The sequence below is a fragment of the Halomonas sp. AOP13-D3-9 genome, assembly GCF_052379125.1.
Taxonomy (GTDB): Bacteria; Pseudomonadota; Gammaproteobacteria; order Pseudomonadales; family Halomonadaceae; genus Vreelandella.
On the sequence record NZ_JBQSYH010000011.1, the window covers coordinates 147768 to 174660 of the forward strand.

Genomic DNA, 26893 nt, shown 5'->3' on the forward strand with positions numbered 1-26893 from the left:
AGCCTATTCACGCACCTGACCATCACCAAAAACTACGTATTTCTGCGTGGTTAGGCCCTCTAACCCAACAGGGCCGCGAGCATGAAGCTTGTCGGTGGAAATACCAATTTCGGCGCCCAGACCGTACTCAAAACCATCGGCGAAGCGAGTCGAGGCGTTCACAATCACCGAGCTGGAATCAACTTCCGCCATAAAACGGCGCGCCAGCGAATAATCCTGGGTGACAATCGCATCCGTGTGGTGAGAGCCGTACTGCTCAATGTGGGCAATCGCCTCGTCGATACCATCGACCACTTTTATGGCCAGCACTGGGGCCAAATACTCAGCATACCAATCCGCCTCTTCGGCGGCGGCTGCCTGTGGCAACAGCGCCTGGGTGCGCTGGCAACCACGCAGTTCGACTTCATGCTCGGCATAGGCACGAGCCAATTCCGGCAATAGCAGATCCGCAACCGGTGCATCAACCAGCAGCGTTTCCATGGTATTACAGGTGCCGTAGCGATGGGTTTTCGCATTCACGGCGATGGCTAACGCTTTGGCGGGATCGGCGGTGGTATCAATGTAAACATGGCACACGCCGTCGAGATGTTTAATAACCGGCACGCGCGCATCACGGCTAATACGCTCAATCAGCGACTTTCCGCCTCGCGGAATAATCACATCGACATATTCTGGCATGCTGATCATTTCCCCCACCGCCGCGCGGTCAGTGGTGGCTACGATCTGTACGCTACCGGCAGGCAGCCCCACATCAGCTAACCCCGCTTGAATACAGGCGCTAATGGCGGCATTTGACAAGTTGGCTTCCGACCCGCCGCGCAAAATACAGGCGTTGCCCGATTTCAAACACAGGCTGGCGGCTTCCAGCGTCACATTGGGGCGCGACTCGTAAATAATGCCGATAACGCCTAACGGCACACGCATTTTACCCACCTGTATGCCGCTAGGCCGATAGCGCATATCGCTAATTTCGCCTACCGGGTCGGGCAGGCCCGAAACTTGCTGCAACCCTTCAATCATGGCGTCAATACGCGCATCGTTGAGGGCTAAACGATCCAGCAGCGCGCTCTCCAACCCATTCTGACGGCCACGCTGCAAATCATCAGCGTTGGCGGCTAGTATTTGCCCACGCGCTTCTGCCAAGCGCTGTGCCATGGCCATTAGAGCGCGGTTTTTCAACCCAGTATCCGCCCGACGCAGCTCGCTGGCCGCGCGCCGGGCCGCCTGCCCCAAGGCCTGCATATAGGCGGGCACATTACCGGCAGATAAGTGCTGATGGGCCTCGTCTTGGAACGATATTGAAGCGCTCATAGTGTCTCCGTGCAGAAGGGTGCTTTAATTTTTTAGTTAGCCGAGTGTGCCGATTTAAACGTTTTGCTTATATTACGTCATTTCGCCGTTATACTCAGGACGCTTAAGGCACTAATGTGGGTCGTGTACATTAAATATCCTACAATTACCTTAATTGATGGGATACATCTGGTTATTCAGGACGAATAGTAAGCCACCATGCAAAGCAAGTACAAAATCAGCCTACTACGAGCCAACCTTTTAGCCGCTGCCGTTGCCCTGGCATTCTGGACACCTGCCACGCCACCCGCTGCGGCGCTAGTGCTATGGCTATCCGTCGGCTGGCTATTTATCACCGCGCTAATGCTTGATTTTAGCCACCGCCGCTCGCGGGGGCTGCCATGGCAAATTGTACCGGGGGCGCTGCTGGTTGGCTTAATTGCTGCCGCCCCAGAACGCCATGGTATTTTAATCTGGGCGTGGGCCGCGATGCTGATGCTGCCACAAAACAACTGGGTAGCTGCTTTCAATCTCAGCGCTGCGCTGGTTAGCGCTGTCATGGTAGCGCCTGAGCTGGAGGCGCCGTCGTTTATTCTGCTGATTTGCTCGCTGCTGGTACTTGGCCTGCTGGCCTTATCCAGAGCACAGCAGCTTATCGACATCAACGGTTCCATTCGTCAGCGCCTGCGGCTGATTCCCGGCCGCAACCTATGGGCTGGCGAGCAACTGCTACGCGATATCGCCCGGGAACAAACGCGCTGCGAGCGCGAAGGCGTTCATGCAGAATTGTTTATTCTGCATGTAAAACGCCACCAACTGTGGCCAACGGCGCAAAAACTCTGCGAGCTTACCTATGATTTTGAAAACGTTTACCGCTTAAGCAGCACAACGCTGGTGACATTAATTCTCGCCCGTTCACCTAAGGAAGCTTCCCAGCGACGCCATCTACTGTTTACCGATCTACCCGACAATATCACCAGCGAACACCTTGAACTCATTGATATCGAACCGACAACGCTTTCAGTGTTTGAAATCAGCAAACGACCAACAGAGCGGGTGCGGGAGTCGGTATGATTGAGCATCATATTCCCAAGCGATTAATGACACTCGCCTACACTGCCAGCATCGCGCTGATGGTGGGCTACGCGCTATGGCTGTATGCCATGGGCGATTACCGCGATCTGCTAATCCCCACTTTTATGACCCTGCTGCTCTTATCGGCACTGCTAATGCATATCGGCCAAGGGGTTAAAAGCCACCTACCGCGTATTATTCTGCTTGGCTGCACCTACTCGGTAGTGCTGGGGGCTTTCTACTATCAGCCCCAGGTGTCGCCTATTTGGCTAGGCCTACCGATTACCGCCGCCTTTTTACTGTTGCCGCTATGGGCCGCGTTACTGATTAATATCGCCATCGGGCCGTTATGGTGGCTACTCCCTTCAGTTGCCGCCGCGCCACCGGCGATTATCGTTGGCTATGCGGCCTTAACGCTGCTGCTCGCGCTTCCCCGCTGGGAACACGCCCGTCGCCGGGCGCTTCTGCGCGCCACTGATCCTAACGACAGCGACTGCAATGCCTACCACATTGACACGCTAAAAGAGCGTTTACACAGCGAATTTCAACGCGCGGCCATGCTCAATCAGCAACTGGCGGTACTGGTACTTCATCTACCTCAGTTGGATATGGCAGAAGAGCAGTTTGGCCACCGCGCGCAAACAGCGCTACTGGGTGCGCTGTGCAGTGAAGTCAACAGCCGTTGTCGCGATCATGACGTGCTTGGCCGCGCAGACAGCGCTACTTTTTGGCTTGTGCTACCGGACACCAGTGAAAGCGGCGCCCTACTGGTACGCGAACGCTTGCAGCGAGCACTCTCACAGCGAGTATTGGTAGAGACCGGCCAGTTGGAAGCACGCATTGCCGCCTGCTTACCCAGCCGCACGGAACACTTTGATCAGTATCTAAAGCGCCTGGAGTCACGCGGCACGGCCCTTGCCAACGTCTAAGCTGCGTTTTTGCACTTTCTATTATTCGCCGCCGGAGTACTCAGTGCCGCTAGCCGATATGTTCCACTCCTTAACGCCATCACCTCCACTAATCGTCTGCCTGGTATTGGTGATTGCACTGGTAGAATCACTTGCCCTAGTGGGCTTACTGGTACCTGGGGTCGTGTTAATCACGACCGCCGCCTCACTGGCAGGACACCAGGATATTGGCTTGGCGTGGTTAATCGGCGCGGCGTTTTTCGGCGCAATTTTAGGGGATGGGATCAGTTTTTCGCTGGGTTTTAAGCACCGCGATCAGGTCACCCAACGCTGGCCGCTTTCGCAGCATCCCGAATGGTTAGGCCGCGGGGCGCGATTCTTTGAACGCTACGGCATATGGTCAGTGTTTATCGGCCGATTTGTCGGCCCAGTGCGGCCCATTATTCCGCTGGTAGCCGGCATGATGCGGATGTCACCACGGACCTTTGTTTGGGCCAACGTCACCTCTGCAGCACTGTGGGCTCCTGCTTATGTGCTGCCCGGCTATTTGCTGGGCCGTACCTGGCAGCACCATTTAAACCTTCCGCCAGGCTTAGAGGCGGCATTACTGACCCTTGCCGCGATCATTGTCGTGCTCGCGGTCATTTTTTCCTGGGGCAGACACCAGGCGACACGGCATGGCCGACTTTACCGGGCAATTGCCGGCAGCATTCGCCGTGTTCCGCTGCTACGCAGACCATGGCTAGCTATGAGCCAAAGCGGTGATGTTCCGTTGGCCTCACTATTGCTGCTGATAATCGCGCTAGGCAGCCTGTCGGGCTGGACTCTGCTAGTCATTGCCCACGATGGCCCGCTGGAAATGGATCTGCTGATTCAGCAATTATTCACCCAGCTGCAGAGTGATGTCAGTTACCTAGTGGGGGATATTTTTGCGCGCCTCGGCGACACCCTGGGCATTATCGCCTTAATACTCCCCTGGATGGCATGGATGCTGATGACGAAAAGATGGGCGGCTTTGCTGCACTGGTGTAGTGCCTTTGCTGGCATTGCCCTGCTGAACATTATCGGCAAAGCACTGTTTGGGCGCGCTCGCCCAGACACACCGGACTACCTGACAGGGTCGTTCTCCTACCCCAGCGCCCACACCTCAACTGCCGTGGTGTTATTTGGCCTAACCGCAGCATTCGTTGCTGCCGAGATACCCCGGCAAAAACGTTTTTGGGTTTACTGGATTGCGCTAGCCCTTGCCCTGCCCATGGCACTATCAAGACTGATAGTGGGCGTGCACTGGCTCAGTGACCTGGTGGGCGGTGCGCTACTGGGTCTGGTCGTCTGCGCACTGACGCTGCTGCACTGGCAGCAACAGCCTCGCCCTTCAATGCGCCCCTGCCCTTGGCTTCTACTCAGCGTCGCCTCGCTGGTGCTGATTAGCGCCCGCGTGAGCCTCTTGCCGCCGGTTTAAAAGCACTAACCGAGCGCCAGCCACAAACCAACGCCAATCATCAATGTACCCGCGATACGATTGAGCAAGCGTACATTGCCACTTTTGCCGAGCACACCGCGCAGCGTTTTGCCGCCAGTGGCGTAGACCAGCATGCTGGCAAACTCAATGGTTAAGATGACCGCGATGAGTAGGCTAAGCTGTCCTGGCAATGGGCGGCTGCTATCCAAAAAGGGCGGCAACAGCACCATAAAAAATGCCCACCCTTTGGGGTTTGCCACTGCGGTAACAAACCCTTGCATGGCTAGCTGCAGCGGGCTGGCGGGAGGGCCCGCATCAAGTTCGCTGGGAATCGCCATGCGCCCACGTGAGCGCCACATCATAATACCTAAATAACCCAGGTAAGCGCCGCCCACCCACTTAAACAGCACAAACAGCTCGGGCTGGCGCAGCATTAACGCCGCCACGCCTGCGCCAGCGGCCGCCGCCACCAGGCCAACGCCGAGCAGCTCGCCCATCATCATCCACAGGGTACGTTTAACGCCTTGGGTCATGCCCAGCACCATGGCGAGCGTCATGCACATACCGGGGGTTAGCGAAACAAACAGAAACGTTGGCACAAAAACCGAAAGCGTAGCCCACGACATCATAGATCAGTCATCCTTGTTTGCGACCTCACCCCAGCGAGGAACCAGCGAGTGCTCAATGCCTAGCTGGTTGAGGATACGCGCGACAATAAAATCAATCAGATCATCAATGCTTTGTGGGCAGTGATAAAACCCAGGTGCAGCGGGCAGAATCACAACACCCAAACGGCTCAATGCCAGCATGTGTTCCAAGTGAATTGGCGAAAACGGGCTTTCTCGCGGCACCAGCACCAGCGTGCGGCGCTCTTTAATCGCCACATCTGCCGCCCGCTCAATCAGGTTATTGCTGGCCCCCGTTGCCACGGCAGAAAGCGTGCCGGTAGAGCATGGACACACCACCATGGCAGAGGGGGCACCAGAGCCTGACGCCACCGGCGCCATCCAGTCCTCGCGGCCAAAGCAACGAATCTGACCTGGTCGCGCCCCACTGCGCTCACTCAGCGCCTCGGCTAAGCGCTGGGGCTGCGCGGGCAGCTCAATATTTGTTTCAGTGGCAATGACCATGTGTGCGGCTTTCGAAATCATGACCCACACTTCATGCCCAGCGGCGACTAATACATCGATCAAGCGCAAACCGTATTGCGCCCCCGACGCGCCAGTGAGCGCCACGGTAATCGGTTTTTTGAATGCGGTGTCGGCGCTAGCTGTCACGTTTCCCCCTCCTTGGCTGCTGCTAATGCGGCGAGCAAGCGTTCATGCACCCCCTCAAAACCGCCGTTGGACATCACCACAATACGATCCAAAGGTGACGCTTGAGCGACCACAGCGGCCACCAGCGCATCAATATCGCTAAACAGCTGGGCATGCGCACCCTGGGTGGCGACCAGCTCGTCCATCGACCAGTCAAGCCCGGCGGGCTGAAACCAAAACACGCCATCAGCGTCAGCCACGCTTTCAATTAACCGCTCGCGCAGCGCGCCTAAACGCATGGTGTTAGATCGCGGCTCAATCACCGCCAGCAGGCGACCTTTAGTAGTAGCTGCACGTAGACCTTTGAGCGTCGCGGCAATCGCCGTGGGGTGATGGGCGAAATCATCGATGACCTGGATGCCATTAATCTCACCACGTACTTCCTGACGTCTCCTGGGCGTTTCAAAACGCGCCAGCGCCGCACAGCCACGGACTAGATCAACCCCACACAAATGCGCCGCTGCCAGCGCTGCCAGGGCATTGCGCGCGTTGTGCTCGCCAGTGAGTGGCCACTCAACGACCCCATCTTGCTCTTGACTACTCACCGCCAGGCCCTGCTTATCACCGCTATAAATGACTTGGAAGCGACTGGCGTCGGCGCGCTCTAGCTTAAGCTGCCATTCGGACGTGTCCTGGTCACCAAAGTGGACTACCGGCGTCCAAACGCCCTGCTCTAATACACGCTCAAGCGCGGGCTGCTGATCGGCGACTAGCAAGTGGCCCTGGCTGGGCACAGTTCGCACCAGGTGGTGGAACTGGCGCTCAATAGCCGCCAGGTCGGGAAAGATATCGGCGTGGTCAAACTCAAGGTTGTTGAGGATGGCGATATGCGGGCGGTAGTGAACGAACTTGGAACGTTTATCGAAGAAGGCGGTGTCGTACTCATCGGCCTCCACCACAAACGGCGCTTGCGGATCACCCAAACGCGCTGACACGCCAAAATTACGTGGCACGCCGCCGATTAAGAACCCTGGGGCTAGCCCGGCACTTTCTAACAGCCAAGCCAATACGCTCGCGGTGGTGGTTTTGCCGTGGGTGCCTGCCACAGCAATCACCCGCCGACCGGGCAACACGTGTTCTGCCAACCACTGCGCACCCGAGGTATACGGCAAGCCGCTATTGAGTAGCGCTTCAACCTCGTCATTGCCCCGTGACAGCGCATTGCCCACCACTACAAGATCCGGCGATGGAGACAGATGCTCGGCATGGTAGCCCTGCATTAAGGTGATGCCCGCATCAGCCAATTGGGTGCTCATCGGTGGGTACACATTCTGATCGGAGCCACTCACCTGGTGCCCCATTTCTCGCGCCAGCAGTGCCAGGCTACCCATAAAGGTGCCACAGATACCCATAATATGCAGATGCATGGCTCTCGCCCCGTTAATCGCCCGTAAACTAAGTTACTAAAAGCCAAAAAATGGCGTAAAAATAGCCAGATGGTTTAAAAATAGCTAAGCAGCCTAGCATGTTGACGCTATTTGCTCATCACCTCATCGCTATAAACGCTGGCAAAACGCCCCTCAAGTGACAAATCCTTTCAGTTGTTGCAGGATGCGGCCACTGTTTATCAGTTATGGCTATCTCTGCCTGCCCACTCGTCACGCTGGTGTAAGCCGACACATCAGCAAAGGAGTCTTTCGATGCGCGTTTTAATTCGCTATTTTTTCCGTGGTCTTCGCCTAGTGCTTGCCCCGGTCATGCTGATCTCCGAGAAGCTCTCCACGCCCAAGTCCGTAGAGCGTACGCCTGAAGAGCAAGCTAACGTGGATAAAGCCTGCCAGAAGCTAGCGCTATACCAATTTCGCACCTGCCCTTTTTGCATCAAGGTGCGCAAAGAAATGGCACGCTTAGGCCTGAACATTGAACGACGCGATGCCCAGCTTGACCCTGCGCATAAGCAGGCGCTGCAGGAAGGGGGTGGTAAAGTCAAAGTGCCCTGCTTGAAAATCACCCACGACGATGGGCGTGAAGAGTGGATGTACGAATCGGACACCATTAATGCTTGGTTACACCAGCAGTTTGGCTAAGCTTTGTACGAAGACTGGCGGCTAAGTGCTTTCAACAGGTCGGCAAAAACCGGCCTGCTGGATTAAAACTCTATTTTTTGCGCTTCTACATCGAACGCTACATCAATCTCGATGCCCTCTGCCTGGCTTGGCGATTCACCTAGCTCAATTTGCAACGCCAGTATCCCTTCTATTTTGCCCGCCACGTGCACCGTTTGGCTGGTGCGTTCATAGCGCGTCAGCGTTACGGACACTTCGCCGCCTTCGGAGGTGTACAGCGGCGGGGCAATAGAAGCGCCAATAGAATAGATAACAACCGCATTGATCAACTGCTCTTCGTTCATGGTCAGGCTAATCGAGAGCGCCTCTTCGCCTTCCCAAGCCTCATCATCAACTGAGCCCGTGATATCAATATTGATATCGTCGCCCAGTTCAACGAAGGATGCATTGGAGTCATTGCCATGACTCAAAATAAACCACTCGCGTCGCTCACCATCCAGCAATCCTGTGACTTCAGGCGCCGCGTGCTCAGAAGTACTGGGCTCAGAACCACTTATCTCGTTGGCAAAACCACTTGTAGGTAGCCAAGCAGCCAACAGCGCTACCCCAACTTGTCTCCACATAATGCTTTTCCGTCCTGTTATGCGCAGCTTTTTGCTTACGACTTTCGTCTTAAACAAAGCCAGCAGCGTGCCGCTCTTAGCCCCATCATTCAGCAGACGAATGATGCCTGTCATTATTTCGATTGTATGACGCGATAGGCACTCTCTATGTTGTAAGCCTAGGTTGTATGCTTGTGTTGTAAATAGAGCTTACCAACTGACCGTGTCTGTTTTGCTGACGCTTGCCTGATTGTAAGGGTACTTTTAGTCAGGTAATTGACGGTAAAACGAACAATAAACAATGACCTAAGGGAACGATAATGACGCTCAAGAAAACCATACTGGCTTCCGTTGTTGGTGCAGTGGTGGCAGGTACGACATTACTGCCGATGACCGCAAGTGCTGAAACCCTGCGCATTGGCTACGCCGCTGACCCTGAAACCCTTGATATCCACGAGCAGCTTTCTGGCGGCATGCTGCGCTTTTCTCATCTAGCGTTTGATCCGCTGGTACGCTGGACAAAAGATTTTCAGTTTGAGCCGCGCCTAGCCACCAAGTGGGAGCAGGTAGACGAAACCACCATGCGCATGACCTTGCGCGAAGGCGTTACCTTCCACTCAGGTAACGAATTCACCGCCAAAGACGTGGTATGGACCATTGAGCGTCTAAAAGAGAGCCCTGACTACCGCGCTATTTTTGAGCCGGTTGCCAGCGCCGAAGCCGTTGACGACTACACCATTGAGATCGTCACCACCGAACCTTACCCGCTGCTACTTAACCTGGCTACCTACATCTTCCCGATGGATAGCGAGTTCTATAGCGGCGAAACCGACAGCGGCAACGACAAAGCGGAAATTGTTAAAGCGGGCAACTCCTATGCTTCGCGTAATGTTTCTGGCACCGGCCCATTCGTTGTCACTGACCGCCGTCAGGGTGTCCGGGTAGATTTTGAACGCTTTGAAGATTACTGGGATACCGAAACTGAAGGCAATGTGTCCAGCATTGTGCTGACGCCTATCGCTGAGAACGCCTCACGGGTTGCCGCGCTGCTCTCCGGCGGTGTCGACTTTATTGATGCCGTACCGCCCAACGACTTGGATCGCGTACGCGAAGCCGACGGCGTCAATCTGGTCGAGATTGACGGCACACGCATCATTGGCTTCCAAATGAACGAAGAGCGCGTCGAAGCCTTCCAGGATGCCCGGGTTCGCCAAGCAGTGGATTTGGCCATTAATCAGGAAGGCATTGCCGACCGTCTCATGCGTGGCTTTGCTAACCCGGCGGGACAGTTCTCACCGGAGGGTTACTCAGGCCACAACCCAGATCTAGTGCCGCGCTACGACATTGAGCGCGCCAAGGAACTGATGGCCGAAGCGGGCTACGAAGAGGGCTTCAGCGTTGAGATGATCGCCCCCAACAACCGTTACGTGAACGATGCTCAGATTGCCCAAGCGGTCGCCAATATGCTGGCACAGATCAATATTGACGTTGATCTGCGTACCATGCCGCTAGCGCAGTACTGGCCGGAGTACGATACCCGCCAATCCGATATGGCGATGATCGGCTGGCACGCTGACACCGAAGACACCGCTAACTTCTTCCAGTATCTCTCTTTCTGCTTCGATGAAGAGACTGGTGCTGGCCAGTACAACTACGGTGGCTACTGCAATGAAGAGATTGACGCACTCGTCACCGAAGCTGATAGCGAAACCGACCTGGAAAAACGCAACGAAATGCTGCGCGAAGCCGAAGCCATGCTCTATGAAGACACTGGTTTCATCATGCTGCACTGGCAGAACCTTGCCTACGCCGCCGCCGATGGTGTTGAGATTGAGCCGGTGGTTAATGCCATTGACTTCCCCTACCTGGGTGACTTGGTGATTAATCGCAGTGACGACTAAGCATTAAATCAAAAGAGTCACTGCAGCCTTAACTAGCTAAGAGTTAACGGTAAAAGAGTGATCCGCAAGGATGCTTCGCTCCCTAAGTATTTAGGGGGCGAAGTCTTTTATTTGGCGGTTCGCGACTGTAAGAGCTCTGCATAACATGCCCCTACTCCCTTTGATGAACCCTTCACATAGGTGGCGTACGCCATGATTGCCTTTTTAATCAAGCGGCTGATGCACGCGATTTTGGTGATGTTTGTCATCAGCGTGCTGGCCTTCGCCATTCAGGACAACCTGGGTGACCCCGTACAGCAGATGGTCGGCCAGTCAGTGCCGGAAAGCGAACGTGAAGCCCTTCGCGAGCGCCTGGGCCTAAATGACTCCTTCCTGGTCCAATACGTTCGTTTTGCCAAAAACGCAGTGCAAGGCGATTTTGGCAATTCGTATTTCTACCGTGAACCAGCGTTAGAAGTGATTGCTCGCCATCTACCCGCCACCCTGGAACTGGTATTCGCCTCGACGCTGATTATTGTGCTTTTTTCAGTCCCCATAGGGGTATATAGCGCCATCAAACCGCGCTCGCCTATATCGCGACTATTTATGGGTGTGTCAATTGTCGGCATCTCGATTCCGGTGTTTTTGACCGCTATCGTACTGATTCAAATTTTTGCCATAGGCGTCACCGTGACGCTATTTCCTGGAAGTACCGGCTGGGGTGCGTGGCTGAATGATTTCTTCTCTACCGAAGGCAGTATGCCTTCCTTCGGCCGAGGCTATGACCTTGTTAACGTGGTGGGTCACTGGGATACCAACCTCGCCACCTGGAACGGTTTACAGCATCTAGTGCTACCAGCGGTTTCATTGGCCTCCATTATGTTACCGCTGTTTATTCGCTTGATTCGTGCCGAAATGATGGAAGTACTCCAGTCGGAGTATGTGAAATACGCCCGCGCTAAAGGCATCTCAATGCGCCGGGTGTATTTCGTTCACGCCCTCAAGAACACCATGTTGCCAGTCATTACCGTCGGCGGCGTGCAGATCGGCACTATGGTGGCGTACACCATTTTGACCGAAACCGTTTTCCAATGGCCGGGCATGGGATTGATGTTCCTGGACGCGATCAACCGCGCCGATATCCCGCTGATTGTGACCTACCTGATGATTGTCGGGGTTATTTTTGTGGTCACCAATACGATTGTGGATCTGATCTACGGTTTCGTGAATCCCACCGTTAAACTGACAGGGAAGCCCGCATGAGTACGACAACGAATTCCCCCGCGAGCGCTACCCCCAGCCGCTGGGCACGCCTGCGCGACTCTTATATGTGGTACAGCTTTAAACGTGATTACACTGCCCAGCTCTGCCTGGCCGTGTTTATCTGCATGGTGATCGCGGCTTTTGCCTCACCGCTGCTGGCGCCCACGAACCCTTATGACCTCTCACAGATCGACATCATGTCATCCGAGCTGCCGCCCTTCTGGATCAGCGGCGCCGACGAACGCTTCGCCCTGGGTACCGACGCTCAGGGCCGTGATTTGTTGTCAGTGGTACTGTATGGCACCCGTGTTTCTCTACTCATCGGCTTCGGCGCCGTCATCTTGCAAGCCCTGCTGGGGGTCACCTTCGGCCTGATGGCAGGCTACCTGGGCGGACGCGTTGATTCTATTTTGATGCGTCTGGCGGATATTCAGCTGTCATTTTCGACGCTAATGGTCGCCATCGTGGTGGGCGCTCTGGTCAAAGCAACCATGGGCAGCGCCTTCTATAGCCAGTACGCGGTAATGATGCTGATCCTGATTATTGGATTGGCCGAATGGCCCCAATATGCGCGCACCGTGCGCGCCTCGGTGCTGGCAGAGAAAAATAAAGAGTACGTTGACGCCGCCCGGGTGATGGGGCTACGCAGCAAGCGAATTATGTTCCGCCACGTGCTACCCAACACCATGTCACCCATCTTCGTTATCTCTACTGTGCAGATCGCCAACGCGATTATCTCTGAAGCGGCACTGTCGTTTTTGGGGCTGGGCATGCCAGAGACGCATCCGTCGCTGGGCTCCCTGATCAAATCGGGCTTTGACTATATCCAGTCCGGCTCCTGGTGGATCACCTTGATTCCAGGTGCCGTACTGGTGGTGCTGGTGCTGTCGATCAATCTACTCGGCGATTGGCTGCGTGATGTCATGAACCCACGACTCTATAAAGGCTGAGGACACCATGGCACTACTTGAAGTCAACAACCTCGATGTCCGTTTTGCGCTGCGCCAGGGTGACGTACACGCCCTACGCGATATTAGTTTCAGCCTTGAGCGTGGTGAGCGCCTGGGCATTGTCGGTGAGTCCGGCGCGGGTAAATCCGTCGCCGCGTTCTCGCTACTCAACCTGATTGCCAAACCGGGCTTTATCGCTGGTGGCACGGTGACGTTTGACGGTCAGGTGCTTAACCGCATGTCTGAACGTGGCCTGCGAAAAGTACGCGGCAATCGCGTTTCGATGATATTTCAAGACCCAATGATGACGCTGAATCCGGTGCTCTCCATTGGCGAGCAGATGGTCGAGTGCTTAAAAGCGCACCGACGCATCTCTTCCAAAGAGGCTCGCGCGATTGCCCTGGACAAGCTGCGTCAGGTGCAAATCCCCTCGCCGGATACACGCTTGGATCAGTACCCTCACGAGCTTTCAGGCGGTATGCGCCAGCGGATTATTATCGCCATTGCGCTGCTGCTCGACCCGGACATTATTATCGCCGACGAGCCCACCACGGCACTCGACGTGACGATTCAGGCCGAAATCATGGCGCTGCTGCTCGACCTTTGCGAACAGCATAATGTGGGGCTAATTCTGATCACCCACGACCTGGGCGTGGTCAGCCAGGTCACCCAGCGCATGCTGGTCATGTACGCCGGTCGAGTCATTGAGCAAGGCCCAACCCGGGAAATTATTAACGACCCGCAGCACCCCTATACCCAGGGGTTAATCAACGCCCTGCCGCAAATGGCAACGCCGGGCGAAAGGCTCAATCAGATTCGCGGCAGCATGCCGTCGCTCTCCAACCTCCCCAGCGGCTGCGCCTTTCATCCGCGCTGCGATTTCATCAATCGTGCCGATGGTCAGCCCCGCCCCGCCTGCACCCAGCAGGTGCCTGAATTTGTTGAATCGGGTAACTGCCGTGTGGCGTGTCATATGGTCGCTGAAATGCTCGAAGATCGCCGTTTGAAAGAGGAAACCTTATGAGTGCACAGGCAGAAACGCTTAACGCTCCTCACACACAGAATGAAGAGAGCGCTGATTCGCTGCTGCAGATTCGCGATCTTAAAAAGCGTTTTTCTCTCTCTGGGGATTTTCTAGATCAGCTGCGCTTTAAGGGCGGTAAACTGGTACGCCACCAGGAGCACGTTCACGCCATTAACGGCGTCAACCTGGACATCAAACGCGGCGAAGCACTGTGTGTGGTGGGCGAGTCAGGCTGCGGTAAGTCCACCGTGGCACGCACTGTGATGGGGCTGCTAACCCCCTCTGAAGGGGAGGTACGCTACGACGGCAACCGCATTGATAACTTAAGCTCCCGCCAGCTGCTGCCCTATCGCAAGCGCATGCAGATGATCTTCCAGAACCCCTATGCATCGCTCAACCCGCGCATGACGATTCAGCAAACCCTGGAAGAGCCGCTGCGTCTGCACCACCCTGACTGGAAGCGGCCGCAGATTCTCGACAAGGTTGAAGAGGTAATGCGCTCGGTGGGTATCGATCCGGACTGGGGTAAGCGTTTTGGCCACGAGTTCTCCGGCGGCCAGCGCCAGCGTATTGCCATTGCCCGTGCACTAGCCGTCGACCCGGAGTTTATCGTTGCCGATGAGCCCATTTCCGCACTGGACGTCTCCATTCAAGCCCAGGTGCTCAACCTGCTCATGGAAGCCCAGCAAGAGCGCAACCTGACCTATCTGTTTATCACTCACGATCTAGCCGTCGTGGAGCACTTTGGTACCCGCGTGGCAGTGATGTACTTAGGCACGGTGTGTGAAATTGCTACCACGGCAACGCTGTTTGAAAAGCCGCGCCACCCCTATACCCAGGCGCTGCTCTCGGCGATTCCGCGCTTGAAGGACGACCGCCCCCAGCATATCCGGCTAACCGGCGAAGTGCCGACCCCGGTTAATCTACCCAGCGGCTGTGTGTTCCATGGCCGCTGCCCCTATGCCAACTCACGCTGCAAGCAAGAGATCCCCTTGCTGCAAACCCAGGATGACGGAACCCGTGTTGCGTGCCACGCTGTTGAGGAGGGACGCCTATGAAGCGGACGTCGTATTCAACACAGCGAACCCAGGCGCTGAGAGGTAAAGCATGGAAATTCGCTGGCTAGAAGATTTTATTGCCCTGGCCAGGACGCGGCACTTCTCCCGCGCAGCAGATGATCAACATGTTACCCAGCCCACCTTCTCCCGGCGGATTAAACTGCTTGAGGAAGAGATGGGCGTAACGCTGATTAATCGTCAAACGCTGCCGCTCTCGCTCACCCCGGCCGGAGAGGAATTTTTGACCCTGTGCGAACAGGTGTCAGAGCGCGTGCGGCTGACCCGTGACCGGGTACGCGAGATTAACGCAGGCCAGCAGCGACGTATTATGGTCGCCGCACCGCAGAGTCTATTGCCGCACTTTTTACCTGAATGGCTGGCTTCTACGGGTTGGCAAGATCGCGTGCAGCCCTATTTGCGGGCGACCGGCTGGGTGGCCAATGACTACTTTCAAGCCTTAGCGCGGGCCGAGTGCGACCTGGCAATTTGTTACTGGCCGATTGGACGTTGCGATTTGGATATCGACACCAGCGCCTGCAACTATCGCGTGATTGGGCATGAACGACTGATTCCAGTGACCGGGCTAAGTCCAGAGGGAGAACCCCGCGCGCTGTTGCCAGGGTCGCGCTCCCAGCCGTTGTCCTGGCTTGCCTATCCCAAGCGCGGGTTGTTGGGGTCTGCGGTGAAAGCACACTTAGCCAGGCTACCGCAAACCACCTTTCTAACCGCACAGAGTGAAAACCTCTACGCTGCGGGTATTAAAGAGCTGGTGCTACTGGGCTATGGCATGAGCTGGTTACCTGAGCGCAACGTGGCCGCAGAGCTTGCTCAAGGCACCCTGGTAAGAGCAGGCGATAGCCGCTGGGATGTACCCATGGAGCTGCGGTTATACCGCCACCAAAGCCATCACCATGCTGAACTCGACGGTTTCTGGAGTGGGCTTACTCCGCCACGTGCCTGAACACGTGTTTGAGAAAGCGAATACGAGAAAGCTTACTTAACAGAGAGCACAGCTTTATATGTCAACCACCTTATTTAATTTGCAACGCGATCATATAGCGCACCTGCAGCGTGCTTATACGGAGATTTTGGCTGATCACAAGCTGGATAGCCTGGCGATTTATAGTGGTCACGCCAGCGTCCACTTTGCGGATGACCATACGCCGCCTTTTCAAACCTATGGGCACTTTATGCACTGGGTGGGGTTAGCCGATGTACAGCATAGCTGGCTGGTTATTCAGCCGGGAGAGCGCCCACAGCTCTACTTATATGCACCCGCTGATTTTTGGCACTTGCCCACTCACCCACCTGAAGAGCCCTGGGTAGCGGCGTTTGATATTCACCTATGCAGCGATAAAGTCTCCCCCCCACTGACCGGCAATACCGCCGTTATTGGCGATATTGAGCGACTCACCTCCGGCGCCCAACTGGCGTCAAAGGCTGATATTCAGCCAGAGCCAGTTATAAAGGCACTTGATGAGTTACGGCTATTTAAAACGCCCTATGAGATCGCCTGTCTCCGTGAAGCCAACCGCTTAGCGATAGCAGGCCATCAGGCGGCGCAAGCCGCTTTTATTGGTGCATCCGCTGAACTGGATATTCAGTTGGCGTACCTGGGGGCTAGCCGTCAGCGCGAATCAAACGTGCCTTACCAAAACATTATTGGCTTAAATGAGCACGCAGGCGTGCTGCATTATCAACACTACGACCTTACTGCGCCAAAACAACGCTACAGTTTGCTAGTCGATGCGGGCCGCCGCTTTCGCGGGTACTGCGCCGATATTACCCGTACCTATGCGGGCCCCGATGCCCCCGTCGCGTTTGGCGAACTGGTCACCGCCATGCAGGGTTTAAAGCAAGAACTGGTGAGAGGCGTTGCGCCTGGGGTTAGCTTTGTGACACTCCACGAGCAGATGCATCAGCAGCTAGGTGAAATATTGGTGGCTAACGACCTGTTTAAAGGCTCCGCGGAACAAGCGGTGGCCGAAGGCGTTACACGAGCATTCTGCCCCCATGGGCTGGGTCACTCGCTGGGCATTCAGGTACACGATGTGGCCGGGTTACGCCACCCGGATGGCACTCCCGCCCCTGCCCCAGAGCAGCACCCAGCGCTACGGCTGACACGCACGCTGCGCCCAGGCATGGTCGTCACCATCGAGCCTGGGCTGTATTTTATCAATATGCTACTCGCTCCGCTGCGCAATACTGACCTACCCATCAACTGGCAACTTGTCGACCAACTTACGCCCTGTGGCGGTATTCGTGTTGAAGATAATATAGCAGTGACGGAAAGTGGTTTTGCGAACCTCACGCCCTAAGCTCTCTTTCCAAGCGCAAAAAAACAACGCCCGGCACATGGCCGGGCGTTGAATTGTGTCTGGCTATCAGATCAAACTTAGAAGCGGTAAGTAACACCACCGCCAATGGTGACAGGTTCGATGTCGACTTCACCGCCTACATTGATGTCTGCGTTTACGTCAGCATAGCTGGCGTAACCGTTAAGCATAATATTGTCAGTCACGGCCAGATCAACACCCACTTGGCCAATCGCGCCATAGCTTTCGTCAACGTTCACACCACTGGGCTCACCAGAGAAGCGTGTGTAGTTAAGGCCAGCACCTACGTAAGGCTGAACTTTAGAATCCAGGCCACCCATCGGGTAATAGTTCACCAAAAGGTTTATCGGCAGGCGATCTACGCTGCCCACATCGCCTAAAGCAGAGGTGTTCAGATCGTGCTCAAATTTCTCAGAGCTGTTGAGCTCAACGCCCACCTTATCGGTAAACAGGTAACCAGCACCGAAGGTGAAGCCGCGAGCGCTCTGCACGTTCAGTGAATCACCATTCAGATTGCCATTACCTGAACCCGTATCCGTTTGGGCTACGCCACCACGAACAAATACGTCACCCGCGTTGTAGGCGAGAGCGGCCTGGCTTGCCAGAGCAAAGCTAGCGGTGATAACAGCGGCAGAAATCAGTTTCATATTACTCATCAGGGTCATCCTCTATGCAGCGCGCAGTTCCATGCGCTTGGGGATTGCGGTAGTTGCTATCCAACTTTCCTATACAGACTGTAGTATACGAACACTGTTTCCAAATGTCTTGTGAAATATTGTTATAAGAAAGTGCGTCCTGATAGTTTTTTTATTTATAAAACTCGGTCATAAAGCTCAAACATCAAACTAAGACATAAAATACAGGCATAAAAAAAGTCCCCCGAAGGGGACCCAGGTGGAGCACGCCAGCTCACTCGGTGTGTTGCTACCAAGGGGTAACAACGTGGATGAAGAAGGAAGAGAAGCTAGATAGTGACTTGGGCCTCTCTATTCAATCACCCTTTGCCATATATATTGCGATCTGCGTGCCACTTTTTAAAAAAAATATAAAAAACAATGGTTTAATATAATATCGCTTGATTCACATTCATCTTTCTCGCACTGCAACAAATAAACTGCACCAGCATTGCGCAATTTTCAGCCTTTGTGCATCACAAAGCATCATGTGAGTTCGTTAGCGCTTGGCAATTCTCAAAGTGGCTAAGGTGTCACGATGATTTTTACCTGCGCTTTGTCGCTTAGCAGCGCCTCAAACCCCTCCTCGACGATGTCTGCCAGTGGAATACGCTGGGTGACCATATCTTCGGCCCGGAAATAGCCCCGCTGCATTAACGCCATTACCGCTGGGTAAACATGGCGGTAAGCGATAATGCCCTTCATGGTGCGCTCTTTTATGACCAAGTCGTTAGGCTGAAAGCTGGCCTCCCCTTCCCAGATACTGACCACCACCACTTCGCCGCCTTCGTGGGTGCTGTGCAGCGCCTGATTGAGCACCGCGGGAATGCCAGTCACTTCAAACGCCACATCCACGCCGCCACCGCTCAGTGATTGAATCTTTGCCACCGCATCCTCCTGCTGCGGATCAACCGCAATGGCCCCCAACGCTTCGGCCTTGGCTTTGCGTGAAGGCGCGACCTCTACGGCATAAATCCGTGCTGCCCCTGCGGCCTTAAGTGCTTCAATGGTCATCAACCCAATGGGCCCCGCGCCGAATACCGCCGCACTGTCCCCTGCCTTCAGGCAGCTTTGGCGCACCGCATGCAGCGCTACCGCCGCGGGTTCTACCAGTGCACCCTGCTCGAAGCTCAGGTCATCCGGCAGCTTATGCACCATATGCTCCCCCATCACGGTGAACTCGGAAAAGCCGCCGCCACCGCCTGAGAGGCCATGAAAGCCCAGCATGGGCGTCAGGTTATAGCGCTCCATCTGGTAAGCGCCGTCTTGATTGGGCGAGAGAATCGGTTCAATGGCGACGCGGTCGCCTACCTTCACCCGCGTCACTTTCTCGCCTATTTCTACCACTTCTCCAGCGAACTCATGGCCCATGATGATCGGCGCCTGTTCGCCGCTAATGGGGTGCGGCTGGCCCACCGGAATAAAAATCGGCCCGGCGGCATACTCGTGCAAATCACTGCCGCAAATACCACAGGCAGCCACTTTCACCTTCACTTCATGGGGGTCGCTGATAATGGGAACCGGGACTTGCTCAACGCGAAGATCTTTTGCCGCGTACCAAACCGCTGCCTGCATGCTTGATTGACTCATGGGTTACCCTTCCTGTTAAGACGTATGGTGAACCGGCTGCAGCCCATAGACAGGCGTTGCCAGCCCCTCCATGCGAGCTTTCAACTGCAGTGCCAAATAGTGTGAGTAGTGCCGCGACTGATGCAGGTTGCCGCCATGGAACCACAGCGCCTCTTGCTGGGTGGGTTTCCACATATTGCGCAGCTCGCCCTCCCAAGGGCCGGGGTCTTTGGTGGTGTCGGAGCCCAAGCCCCAGCATTTACCGACTTTATCCGCCACTTCCTGAGAGATAAGCCGCGCCGCCCAGCCATTCATGGAACCATAACCGGTGGCGTAGACGATCAAATCTGCCTCTAGCTCGCTGCCATCTGTAAGCGTGATGGAGTGCGGATTGATACGCTCAATGCCTACGCCGCTGCGCAACTTGATATCGCCACTGGCGACCAGATCGCAGGCGCCCACATCGATGTAATAACCCGAGCCACGACGCAGGTACTTCAAGAACAGACCCGAGTCGTCGTCACCAAAATCGAGCATAAAACCCGCGTCTTCCAGCTTCTGATAGAACTCGGCGTCGCGCTGTTTGATTGCCTCAAACGCCGGGCGCTGAAAGTCCGGCAGCACCTTGTAGGGAATCGAGGCAAAAATCAGATCAGCCTTGTCGTGGGTTAAGCCATTGGCCACGGCCTCTTCGGAGTAGAGCGGCCCCAATACTTCCTCCATCAACGAATCCGACTTGACGATATGGGTGGACGAGCGTTGCAGCATGGTCACATCAGCATCGTGCTCCCAGAGTGCCGCAGCAATATCGTGAGCAGAATTATTCGAGCCTACAATCACACACTTCTTGCCAGCATAAGCATCCGGCCCCGGATGCTGGCTGGAGTGCTGCTGTTCGCCTGCGAAGCTCTCTGCACCGGGGAATGTCGGCACATTGGGCATACCCGACATCCCGGTGGCCATCACCAGTTGCTTGGGCCGTAAAGTGATCGCTTCTCCGTTACGCTTGACGTTTACCACCCACTCGCCTGCGACTTCATCGAAGTGTGCATTCTGACACTCGGTGGAGCTCCAATAATTGAGCTCCATCACCTTTGTGTACATCTCCAGCCAGTCTCCCACTTTGTCTTTGGGCGCAAACACCGGCCAGTTTTCAGGGAAAGGAATATAGGGAAGGTGGTCGTACCAGACTGGATCATGCAGGCAGAGCGACTTATAGCGATTTCGCCAGGAGTCCCCTGCACGCTCGTTGCGCTCGATAATAATGGTCGGCACGCCCATTTGCTTTAGCCGGGCGCCCAAACCAATACCGCCCTGGCCGCCGCCAATAATCACGCAGTAAGGCTGCTGCGTGTAACCAAGCTCCGCCTCTTCGCGCTGTCGTGCTTCTAACCAGGTTTCACGCTGCTTATTGGCGCCGTGCTCAGCGCCTTTAGGACGGTGATGATTACGTGGCTCGGGGAAGTCGTGCAGTGACTGCATCGTGGTAAGTAGCGTCCAGCATTTACCCTCTTTCAGCCGTAGGTAGCCTTTGCCGCTGGCGACCGCGGTCTCGAAGATGAACCACGCCTCAGCAACATCGCCATTTTGGGTCGCTTCGCCCTCTAGCTGCCAGTTCGAAGGGCGTGCGTTCTCCAAAGTGGCATTGAGCATGGCTTGAATCGCGTCTTTGCCCTCGCAGGTCTTTAAATTCCAGGTGAAGGTAAGGAAGTCGCGCCAGTAGCACTCTTCATTAAACAGCGCGAGCACACCCTGAATATCCTGGGTTTGCAGCGCCTGATCAAAATTACTCAGCCAGCCTTGAACAGTAGCTGTGGCGGTTTGTTGGACTTGTGTCTCTGACATAGCGAGTACTCCATGCAGGTTTGTTATTGTTGATTGCCTTTTGACACACAACCCTAAGCACCCGCTATGCCAATCACTCAAAATAAAACTCAAGATATTGAAAAATATAAATAAAAAATCAAAAACTCGTTAGCAATTGGGCGTTATGTAGAGCGTACACCTGTCACACCGTTTACACTCTGGTGTTACAGGTGTAACACACGACTAACGGCGTAATGGCACGTCGTTGACACCCACGCCAGAGCGCATAGTCTGGAAGGACAATAACAAGCCCCAGGGTGAACCACGCCATGCCCACTCAATCGCCTCTACCTGCACGGCTGCAATCCGTGCAGCGCCAGCATATCGAACATGTTTTCCAGCTCGGCGAAGGCTTGGATGTTCCGCAGCTACCGGCGCAAGCGACCATCCGGCGCTCCTGGCTGCGCTGTCTAAACGAGTACCAGCTCGATCCCACCCGGCCTCGCCCTGCCCGCGTCGTACCCCAGCAGACCCTGATTGAGCACCGGGAATCTGTCGATGAGCTTTTGCACGTGGCAAGAGCCGGGGTTGACCAGCTCTATCAGCAAATCGCCCAGCTAGGCTATGTGCTGCTGCTCACCGACCATCGCGGCATTACCGTCGAGTTTCGCGGCGACCCTAACCAGGACCAGCAGCTGCGCAGAGCGGGCCTCTACCTGGGGGCCGATTGGGACGAACGCTTTGCGGGCACCTGTGCAGTGGGTACCTGCCTGCACGACCGCCAGGCAATTATCTGCCACCGCCAGGAGCACTTCGACGCCTCGCATATTTCGCTCACCTGCACCGCCGCGCCTATCGCTGACCCTCAGGGCAATGTCATAGCGGTGCTGGATATCTCCGCGCTGCAATCGCCTACTCAGCATGAGAGCCAAAATTTCAGCCTCTCGCTGGTAACCCTCTACGCGCGCATGATTGAGGATGCTTATTTTCTCCAGCGCTACCGCGACTGCCTGATGGTGCGTCTGGATACTTCACGGGAGTTTGTGCACGTTAACGGACGGGGGCTCATCGCCATTGAAGAGAACGGGCAAGTGATTGCCGCCAATGCCGTGGGGCGTGAATTGATTGCCGAGCACCAGCGCCGCTGGCCACCCTGGTCGCTAAACCCTACGCCCATGTTAGAAGAATTATTCGAGTGTGAAATCGCCGATGTGCTTAGCATCAACAGCGCCACCGACGACCAACTGCGTGCTTTTCGTGCCAGAGTCGACAACACCATTTACTTTATTAGCCTGCTGGAGCCGCGCCGCCCTCGACCTGCTCAGCAAGCGCAATCGCTCCCCTCCAGCCTGCCGGAGTCATTGGCACGCTTAGGCGCCGATGACCCCGCCATGCGCAAAGTCCAGAAGCTGGCTGAGCGGCTGCGCAACGAAGCCAGCGTTAATGTGCTAATAAGTGGTGAAACCGGCACCGGCAAAGAGGTCGTTGCCCGAGCACTACATGACAGCGGCCGCCGCGCCAAGGGGCCCTTTATCGCGGTGAACTGTGCCGCTATCCCCGAAGCGCTGATTGAAAGCGAGCTGTTTGGTTACGAGCCTGGCGCCTTTACCGGTGGCCGTTCCAAAGGTATGCGCGGGCTAATTCCCCAGGCTCACGGCGGCACGCTGTTTCTGGATGAAATCGGTGATATGCCGCTGTCACTGCAAACCCGTCTGCTACGCGTACTGGCAGAACGGGAGGTCATGCCACTGGGTGCCAATACGCCCGTGAAGGTCGATATTCGGGTAATTACCGCCACCCACCGTGATATCGATACGATGATCGAGCAGGGAGAGTTCCGCGAAGACCTCTACTACCGTCTTAACGGTGCTCAACTGCGCCTCCCCGCGCTGCGTGAACGCGCCGATAAGCTCTACGTGATTCGCCAGGTGTTTAACGATGTGGTCAGGGAACGCGGCAGCAGCCCCTCTCCCAGGCTGAGGGCCGATGCCATCAGCGCCCTGCTCGCCTACGCCTGGCCCGGCAATATCCGCCAGCTAAAAAATGCGCTGGCGTTTGCCCTAGCCACTTCAGAAAGCGACGAAATCACCGTTCATGACCTACCCGAACAGTGCTTAAGCCAACGCATCACGCGGCAGGCAACTCCCCTGACTGCAGACGCGGGTAGCGACACCGATCACACATTGCTGGAAATCCTTAAGGAGCAGCACTGGAACATAAGCGCCGTGGCTCGCACGTTAGGGGTTTCGCGGCCTACCATTTACCGACAAATGCAGCGCCAAGGCATAGTGCCGCCGAATTGGCAGGGGTGACAAGATAGAGTCAGAGGAGAATATAGCCATTTAAGCTGGACGAAAGATGTCTAACGCCAAGCCATCGATATGCCGGTAATGGCGATCATTGGCGGTTAGTACGTACGCGGCGTGCGCAGACGGCGCACCTGAGACTCAACATCGTCGTTGCCTTTCGAGGTATCCTGATCAGCCCATAAGCCGAAGGCAGGGTTACGGGCTGGACGCGTTTCCAGACCACTTTCATCGAGACCCACCAGCCGAGCACAAGGCTTGCCGCGATAAGTGATATCGACGGTTTCTCCACGCTGTGTCGCGGCTAAGAGCGCCTTGGTTTGTAAACGCAGTTGCTTTACGTTGGCATGCATGGCGTAACCTCTCCTTATACGCTGTCATTATCCCTATCATGGCAACTATGACAGTTGCCGACTCACTAAGTTACTCAAGAAAGTGTAACTTTACCAATAACGCTAGACCACCCATTGGCCTTGGGGTGACCCTCACGTACACTTGTTTGAATCCTTTAACACGCATTCGACAAGCCGAGGCCCCTTCCATGGCGTTTGACTCCACCTCTTCCTATATCGCAACCGACGCGCTCAAGCAGGCCGTGAACGCCGCCGTGGTGCTCGAACGGCCGCTATTGATCAAAGGCGAGCCGGGCACCGGCAAAACCCTCCTGGCCGAAGAACTCGCCGAGTCGCTCGGGACCCAGTTGATTACCTGGCACATCAAATCCAGCACCAAGGCGGCCCAGGGTTTATACGAGTACGATGCTGTCAGCCGTCTGCGTGACTCTCAGCTGGGTGTTGAAGGCGTTGAGAACGTTGCTAACTACATCAAGCCCGGCAAGCTGTGGGAAGCGTTCACCGCCAATGAGCGCGTGGTGCTACTGATCGACGAGATCGACAAGGCCGATATCGAATTTCCCAACGACCTGCTCCAGGAGCTGGATCGTATGGAGTTCCACGTTTACGAAACCGGTGAAACTATTCGTGCCGAGCAGCGCCCGATTATTGTTATTACCTCGAATAATGAAAAAGAGCTGCCGGATGCATTCCTACGCCGCTGCTTTTTCCACTACATCGAATTCCCCGACCGCGAGACCATGCAAGCGATTGTCGATGTGCACTTTCCGGATATCGCCCCCAAGCTGGTCAGCGAAGCTTTAGAGGTATTTTTCGAGCTACGTAAAGCGCCAGGCCTGAAGAAAAAGCCGTCCACGTCTGAACTAGTCGACTGGCTCAAGCTACTGATGGCTGACAATATTGCTCAAGAGGCGCTCTACAACCGCGACCCGGCCAAAGCGCTGCCGCCCATGGCGGGTGCACTGGTCAAAAACGAGCAGGATACCCAACTGCTTGAGCGCCTGGCGTTTATGATCCGTCGCCAGAAAGGCACAGGCCGCTAAACCATGTTTATCGGCCTGTTTGAGACGTTAAAACGCGCGGGCGTGCCGGTATCGCTGCGCGAGCTGCTGGATCTTCACGCTGTGGTGGAGCGCGGCGTGGTGTTCGCAGATATGGAAGCCTTCTATCAAGTCGCGCGCACAGTGATGGTCAAGGACGAACGCCACTTTGACCGCTTTGATCGTGCCTTCGCCGCCTGGTTTAAAGGCCTTGAGGATATGGACGCCGCCATTGAGGCGCTAATCCCTGACGACTGGCTACGCCGTGAATTTGAAAAGCAGCTCACAGACGAAGAGAAAGCCAAAATCGAATCCCTGGGCGGCCTCGAAGAGCTCATTGAGACATTTAAAAAACGTTTGGAAGAGCAGAAAGAGCGCCACGCGGGCGGCAACAAATGGATCGGTACTGGCGGCACCAGCCCCTTTGGCGCCTACGGCTACAACCCGGAAGGCATTCGTATCGGCCAGGATGGCTCCCGCCATCGCCGCGCCACCAAGGTATGGGACGAGCGGCGCTTCCGCGATTACGATGATTCTCTGGAATTAGGCACGCGCAATATCAAAATGGCGCTGCGTCGCCTGCGCAAGTTTGCCCGCCAGGGGGCGTTAGATGAGTTTGACGTGGATAGCACCATCCGTGAAACCGCCAAGGACGCCGGGCTACTCAACGTGCAGATGCGCCCAGAGCGCCATAACGCGGTGAAGGTGCTGCTGTTTTTGGATGTGGGCGGCTCGATGGACGACCATATTCGCGTCTGCGAAGAGCTGTTTTCGGCGGCCCGCTCCGAGTTCAAGCACCTAGAGCACTACTACTTCCATAACTGCCTATACGAAGGCGTTTGGCGGAACAATATGCGCCGCGGTAACGAGCGGATTCCGACCATGGATGTTTTGCACACCTACGGCGCGGATTACCAGGTAGTGATTGTCGGTGACGCGGCCATGTCACCCTATGAGGTCATCCACCCCGGCGGCAGTGTGGAGCACTTTAACGACGAAGCGGGCGGTGTGTGGCTTAAGCGGTTATGCGATACATTTCCCCGCTTGGCATGGCTTAATCCTATGCCGCCCCGGGCTTGGGAGTACACCTACTCGACAACGCTGATTCGCGAGATCATTGAAGATCGCATGTATCCCATGACCATGGAGGGGCTGGAAACCGCCATGCGCGAGCTAGCGAAGAAGTAGGCGTGGCAAAAACAATTGCTTAAAGCGGAGCACGGGGCTTTCTTCTGGCCCTTGCTTCTGGCTGTCAAAGCGTCTGCGGAAAATCGTTTAGGCCCTTCAAAAATGCCTGTTTAGCCTCTTCAAATGCTTTCGGGTCATGTTTGAAACGGCGCAGAATCAGCGCTTCGTCTAAACCCAGGGTAGGCGTCAGCTCGCCAACGCTTTTGGCGGGGTGGCGTGCGCCTAAACCGATGCGTTTGCCATCCGCTCCGCCAAACCAACGTTTAATACCGCTTTTTTGATAGAACGCTTCTTGTTCGGCGGTATCCACTTCGACACGTAGCGGTGCCTTTAAGGTAAGTTCGCTGATCAAACGCTGCTTGGCATCCGCCTGATCAAGGGCGCAGGCGTGGGTCACCGTCATGCCTTCGCCCTCCTCGTCCAGCACTAGCAGCGCCAGCGCTTGAGGTTGACCCTGTCCATCAACAGCAGCAAACAGCCGCGCTGCTTCTTGCGGAAAAAACACACTGCAGGTGCCGGTGAACACGACCAGCGGCGTAAGACCAGCCTCTTGTCCGTAAACCTCAGCGCATAATCGCGCCAGACAGGCGTTGCGCTGGGCCTCTGCGTTAACGTGTACGACCTTCATTTGAATCATCCTCAGCGACTAAAAACCCGCAAGCCTAGAGCAAACATCACCGTTTTGACAGTGACTTGTGCCTAGCAACGCCTCTATTCATTTTTACTGATACTGAACACTACGATGAACAACCTGTCGAAAAGAACTGTAAGCGTGAACATCACCTAGA

24 protein-coding genes are annotated in these 26893 nt (G+C 55.5%); 14 read left to right on the plus strand and 10 right to left on the minus strand.

Annotation, left to right across the window (positions count from 1 at the left end; genetic code table 11):
- Nucleotides 1–3: 3 nt before the first annotated feature.
- On the minus strand, nt 4–1311 hold the full coding sequence (locus tag ACT3UM_RS13925; protein WP_498899691.1) for a glutamate-5-semialdehyde dehydrogenase: 1308 nt from the start codon (nt 1309–1311) through the stop codon (nt 4–6).
- A 198-nt stretch (nt 1312–1509) separates the two neighbouring features.
- Between ACT3UM_RS13925 and ACT3UM_RS13930 the strand changes: the two genes are divergently transcribed.
- From ACT3UM_RS13930 to ACT3UM_RS13940, 3 genes are read left to right on the plus strand one after another with little or no spacing between them, the layout of a single operon-like run.
- The gene (locus ACT3UM_RS13930; RefSeq protein ID WP_498899693.1) at nt 1510–2364 is read left to right on the plus strand and encodes a hypothetical protein; all 855 of its coding nucleotides are present in this window, start codon (nt 1510–1512) and stop codon (nt 2362–2364) included.
- Nucleotides 2361–3293, plus strand: coding sequence for a diguanylate cyclase domain-containing protein (locus ACT3UM_RS13935; protein WP_498899695.1), 933 nt, complete (start codon nt 2361–2363; stop codon nt 3291–3293). Before ACT3UM_RS13930 ends, ACT3UM_RS13935 begins: the two co-directional genes overlap by 4 nt.
- A 43-nt stretch (nt 3294–3336) precedes the next feature.
- Nucleotides 3337–4734, plus strand: a complete 1398-nt coding sequence (locus ACT3UM_RS13940) for a bifunctional DedA family/phosphatase PAP2 family protein (protein WP_498899697.1) — start codon at nt 3337–3339, stop codon at nt 4732–4734.
- Between the two features lie 5 nt (nt 4735–4739).
- Here the strand turns inward: ACT3UM_RS13940 and ACT3UM_RS13945 are convergent, their stop codons facing one another.
- From ACT3UM_RS13945 to mpl, 3 genes are read right to left on the minus strand one after another with little or no spacing between them, the layout of a single operon-like run.
- On the minus strand, nt 4740–5363 hold the full coding sequence (locus ACT3UM_RS13945; protein ID WP_498899699.1) for a LysE family translocator: 624 nt from the start codon (nt 5361–5363) through the stop codon (nt 4740–4742).
- 3 nt (nt 5364–5366) lie between these two features.
- Nucleotides 5367–6011 (minus strand): flavin prenyltransferase UbiX, encoded by a 645-nt coding sequence (locus ACT3UM_RS13950; protein ID WP_498899701.1) that lies wholly within the window; start codon nt 6009–6011, stop codon nt 5367–5369.
- Complete coding sequence (mpl, locus tag ACT3UM_RS13955) at nt 6008–7417, minus strand: UDP-N-acetylmuramate:L-alanyl-gamma-D-glutamyl-meso-diaminopimelate ligase (protein WP_498899703.1); 1410 nt, start codon at nt 7415–7417, stop codon at nt 6008–6010. The genes ACT3UM_RS13950 and mpl overlap by 4 nt, the downstream gene beginning before the upstream one ends.
- 273 nt (nt 7418–7690) lie before the next feature.
- Between mpl and ACT3UM_RS13960 the strand changes: the two genes are divergently transcribed.
- Complete coding sequence (locus ACT3UM_RS13960; protein ID WP_498899705.1) at nt 7691–8077, plus strand: glutaredoxin family protein; 387 nt, start codon at nt 7691–7693, stop codon at nt 8075–8077.
- Between the two features lie 62 nt (nt 8078–8139).
- Here ACT3UM_RS13960 and ACT3UM_RS13965 read toward each other — a convergent pair whose 3' ends face one another.
- On the minus strand, nt 8140–8679 hold the full coding sequence (locus ACT3UM_RS13965) for a hypothetical protein (protein ID WP_498899707.1): 540 nt from the start codon (nt 8677–8679) through the stop codon (nt 8140–8142).
- A 299-nt stretch (nt 8680–8978) separates the two neighbouring features.
- Between ACT3UM_RS13965 and ACT3UM_RS13970 the strand changes: the two genes are divergently transcribed.
- From ACT3UM_RS13970 to pepQ, 7 genes are all read left to right on the plus strand, one after another.
- Nucleotides 8979–10559 carry an ABC transporter substrate-binding protein gene (locus ACT3UM_RS13970; protein ID WP_498899709.1) on the plus strand — a complete coding sequence of 527 codons (1581 nt, stop codon included), beginning with the start codon at nt 8979–8981 and terminating at the stop codon, nt 10557–10559.
- Nucleotides 10560–10751: 192 nt separating this feature from the next.
- A complete protein-coding gene (locus ACT3UM_RS13975; protein WP_498899711.1) occupies nt 10752–11801 on the plus strand; it encodes an ABC transporter permease in 1050 nt (349 codons plus the stop codon).
- Nucleotides 11798–12751 (plus strand): ABC transporter permease, encoded by a 954-nt coding sequence (locus tag ACT3UM_RS13980; protein ID WP_498899713.1) that lies wholly within the window; start codon nt 11798–11800, stop codon nt 12749–12751. The genes ACT3UM_RS13975 and ACT3UM_RS13980 overlap by 4 nt, the downstream gene beginning before the upstream one ends.
- Nucleotides 12752–12758: 7 nt before the next feature.
- Entirely contained in the window at nt 12759–13775 is a 1017-nt protein-coding gene (locus ACT3UM_RS13985; RefSeq protein ID WP_035579890.1) for an ABC transporter ATP-binding protein, read from the plus strand.
- Nucleotides 13772–14833 carry an ABC transporter ATP-binding protein gene (locus ACT3UM_RS13990; RefSeq protein WP_498899715.1) on the plus strand — a complete coding sequence of 354 codons (1062 nt, stop codon included), beginning with the start codon at nt 13772–13774 and terminating at the stop codon, nt 14831–14833. Before ACT3UM_RS13985 ends, ACT3UM_RS13990 begins: the two co-directional genes overlap by 4 nt.
- 49 nt (nt 14834–14882) lie before the next feature.
- Complete coding sequence (locus tag ACT3UM_RS13995; protein ID WP_498899717.1) at nt 14883–15794, plus strand: LysR family transcriptional regulator; 912 nt, start codon at nt 14883–14885, stop codon at nt 15792–15794.
- 58 nt (nt 15795–15852) lie between these two features.
- A complete protein-coding gene (gene pepQ / locus ACT3UM_RS14000; protein ID WP_498899719.1) occupies nt 15853–17151 on the plus strand; it encodes a Xaa-Pro dipeptidase in 1299 nt (432 codons plus the stop codon).
- 77 nt (nt 17152–17228) lie between these two features.
- Here pepQ and ACT3UM_RS14005 read toward each other — a convergent pair whose 3' ends face one another.
- The 3 genes from ACT3UM_RS14005 to ACT3UM_RS14015 form a co-directional block, all read right to left on the minus strand.
- On the minus strand, nt 17229–17825 hold the full coding sequence (locus ACT3UM_RS14005; RefSeq protein WP_215093776.1) for an OmpW/AlkL family protein: 597 nt from the start codon (nt 17823–17825) through the stop codon (nt 17229–17231).
- Between the two features lie 543 nt (nt 17826–18368).
- Nucleotides 18369–19433 carry a 2,3-butanediol dehydrogenase gene (locus ACT3UM_RS14010; RefSeq protein WP_498899722.1) on the minus strand — a complete coding sequence of 355 codons (1065 nt, stop codon included), beginning with the start codon at nt 19431–19433 and terminating at the stop codon, nt 18369–18371.
- A gap of 15 nt (nt 19434–19448) precedes the next feature.
- Nucleotides 19449–21257, minus strand: a complete 1809-nt coding sequence (locus ACT3UM_RS14015; protein ID WP_498899724.1) for an NAD(P)-binding domain-containing protein — start codon at nt 21255–21257, stop codon at nt 19449–19451.
- Nucleotides 21258–21547: 290 nt separating this feature from the next.
- Between ACT3UM_RS14015 and ACT3UM_RS14020 the strand changes: the two genes are divergently transcribed.
- Nucleotides 21548–23530, plus strand: a complete 1983-nt coding sequence (locus tag ACT3UM_RS14020) for a sigma-54-dependent Fis family transcriptional regulator (protein ID WP_498899726.1) — start codon at nt 21548–21550, stop codon at nt 23528–23530.
- A gap of 95 nt (nt 23531–23625) precedes the next feature.
- On the opposite strand, the gene ACT3UM_RS14025 is transcribed toward ACT3UM_RS14020, so the two are convergent.
- Entirely contained in the window at nt 23626–23877 is a 252-nt protein-coding gene (locus ACT3UM_RS14025; protein ID WP_498899728.1) for a type II toxin-antitoxin system Phd/YefM family antitoxin, read from the minus strand.
- A 188-nt stretch (nt 23878–24065) separates the two neighbouring features.
- Here ACT3UM_RS14025 and ACT3UM_RS14030 point away from each other — a divergent pair, with 188 nt between their 5' ends.
- Nucleotides 24066–24920: an AAA family ATPase gene (locus ACT3UM_RS14030; protein WP_498899730.1), complete on the plus strand. Its 855-nt coding sequence runs from the start codon at nt 24066–24068 to the stop codon at nt 24918–24920.
- A gap of 3 nt (nt 24921–24923) precedes the next feature.
- A complete protein-coding gene (locus ACT3UM_RS14035) occupies nt 24924–26105 on the plus strand; it encodes a vWA domain-containing protein (protein WP_498899732.1) in 1182 nt (393 codons plus the stop codon).
- A 64-nt stretch (nt 26106–26169) separates the two neighbouring features.
- Here ACT3UM_RS14035 and ACT3UM_RS14040 read toward each other — a convergent pair whose 3' ends face one another.
- Nucleotides 26170–26733, minus strand: coding sequence for a hypothetical protein (locus ACT3UM_RS14040; RefSeq protein ID WP_498899734.1), 564 nt, complete (start codon nt 26731–26733; stop codon nt 26170–26172).
- Between the last annotated feature and the right edge of the window lie 160 nt (nt 26734–26893).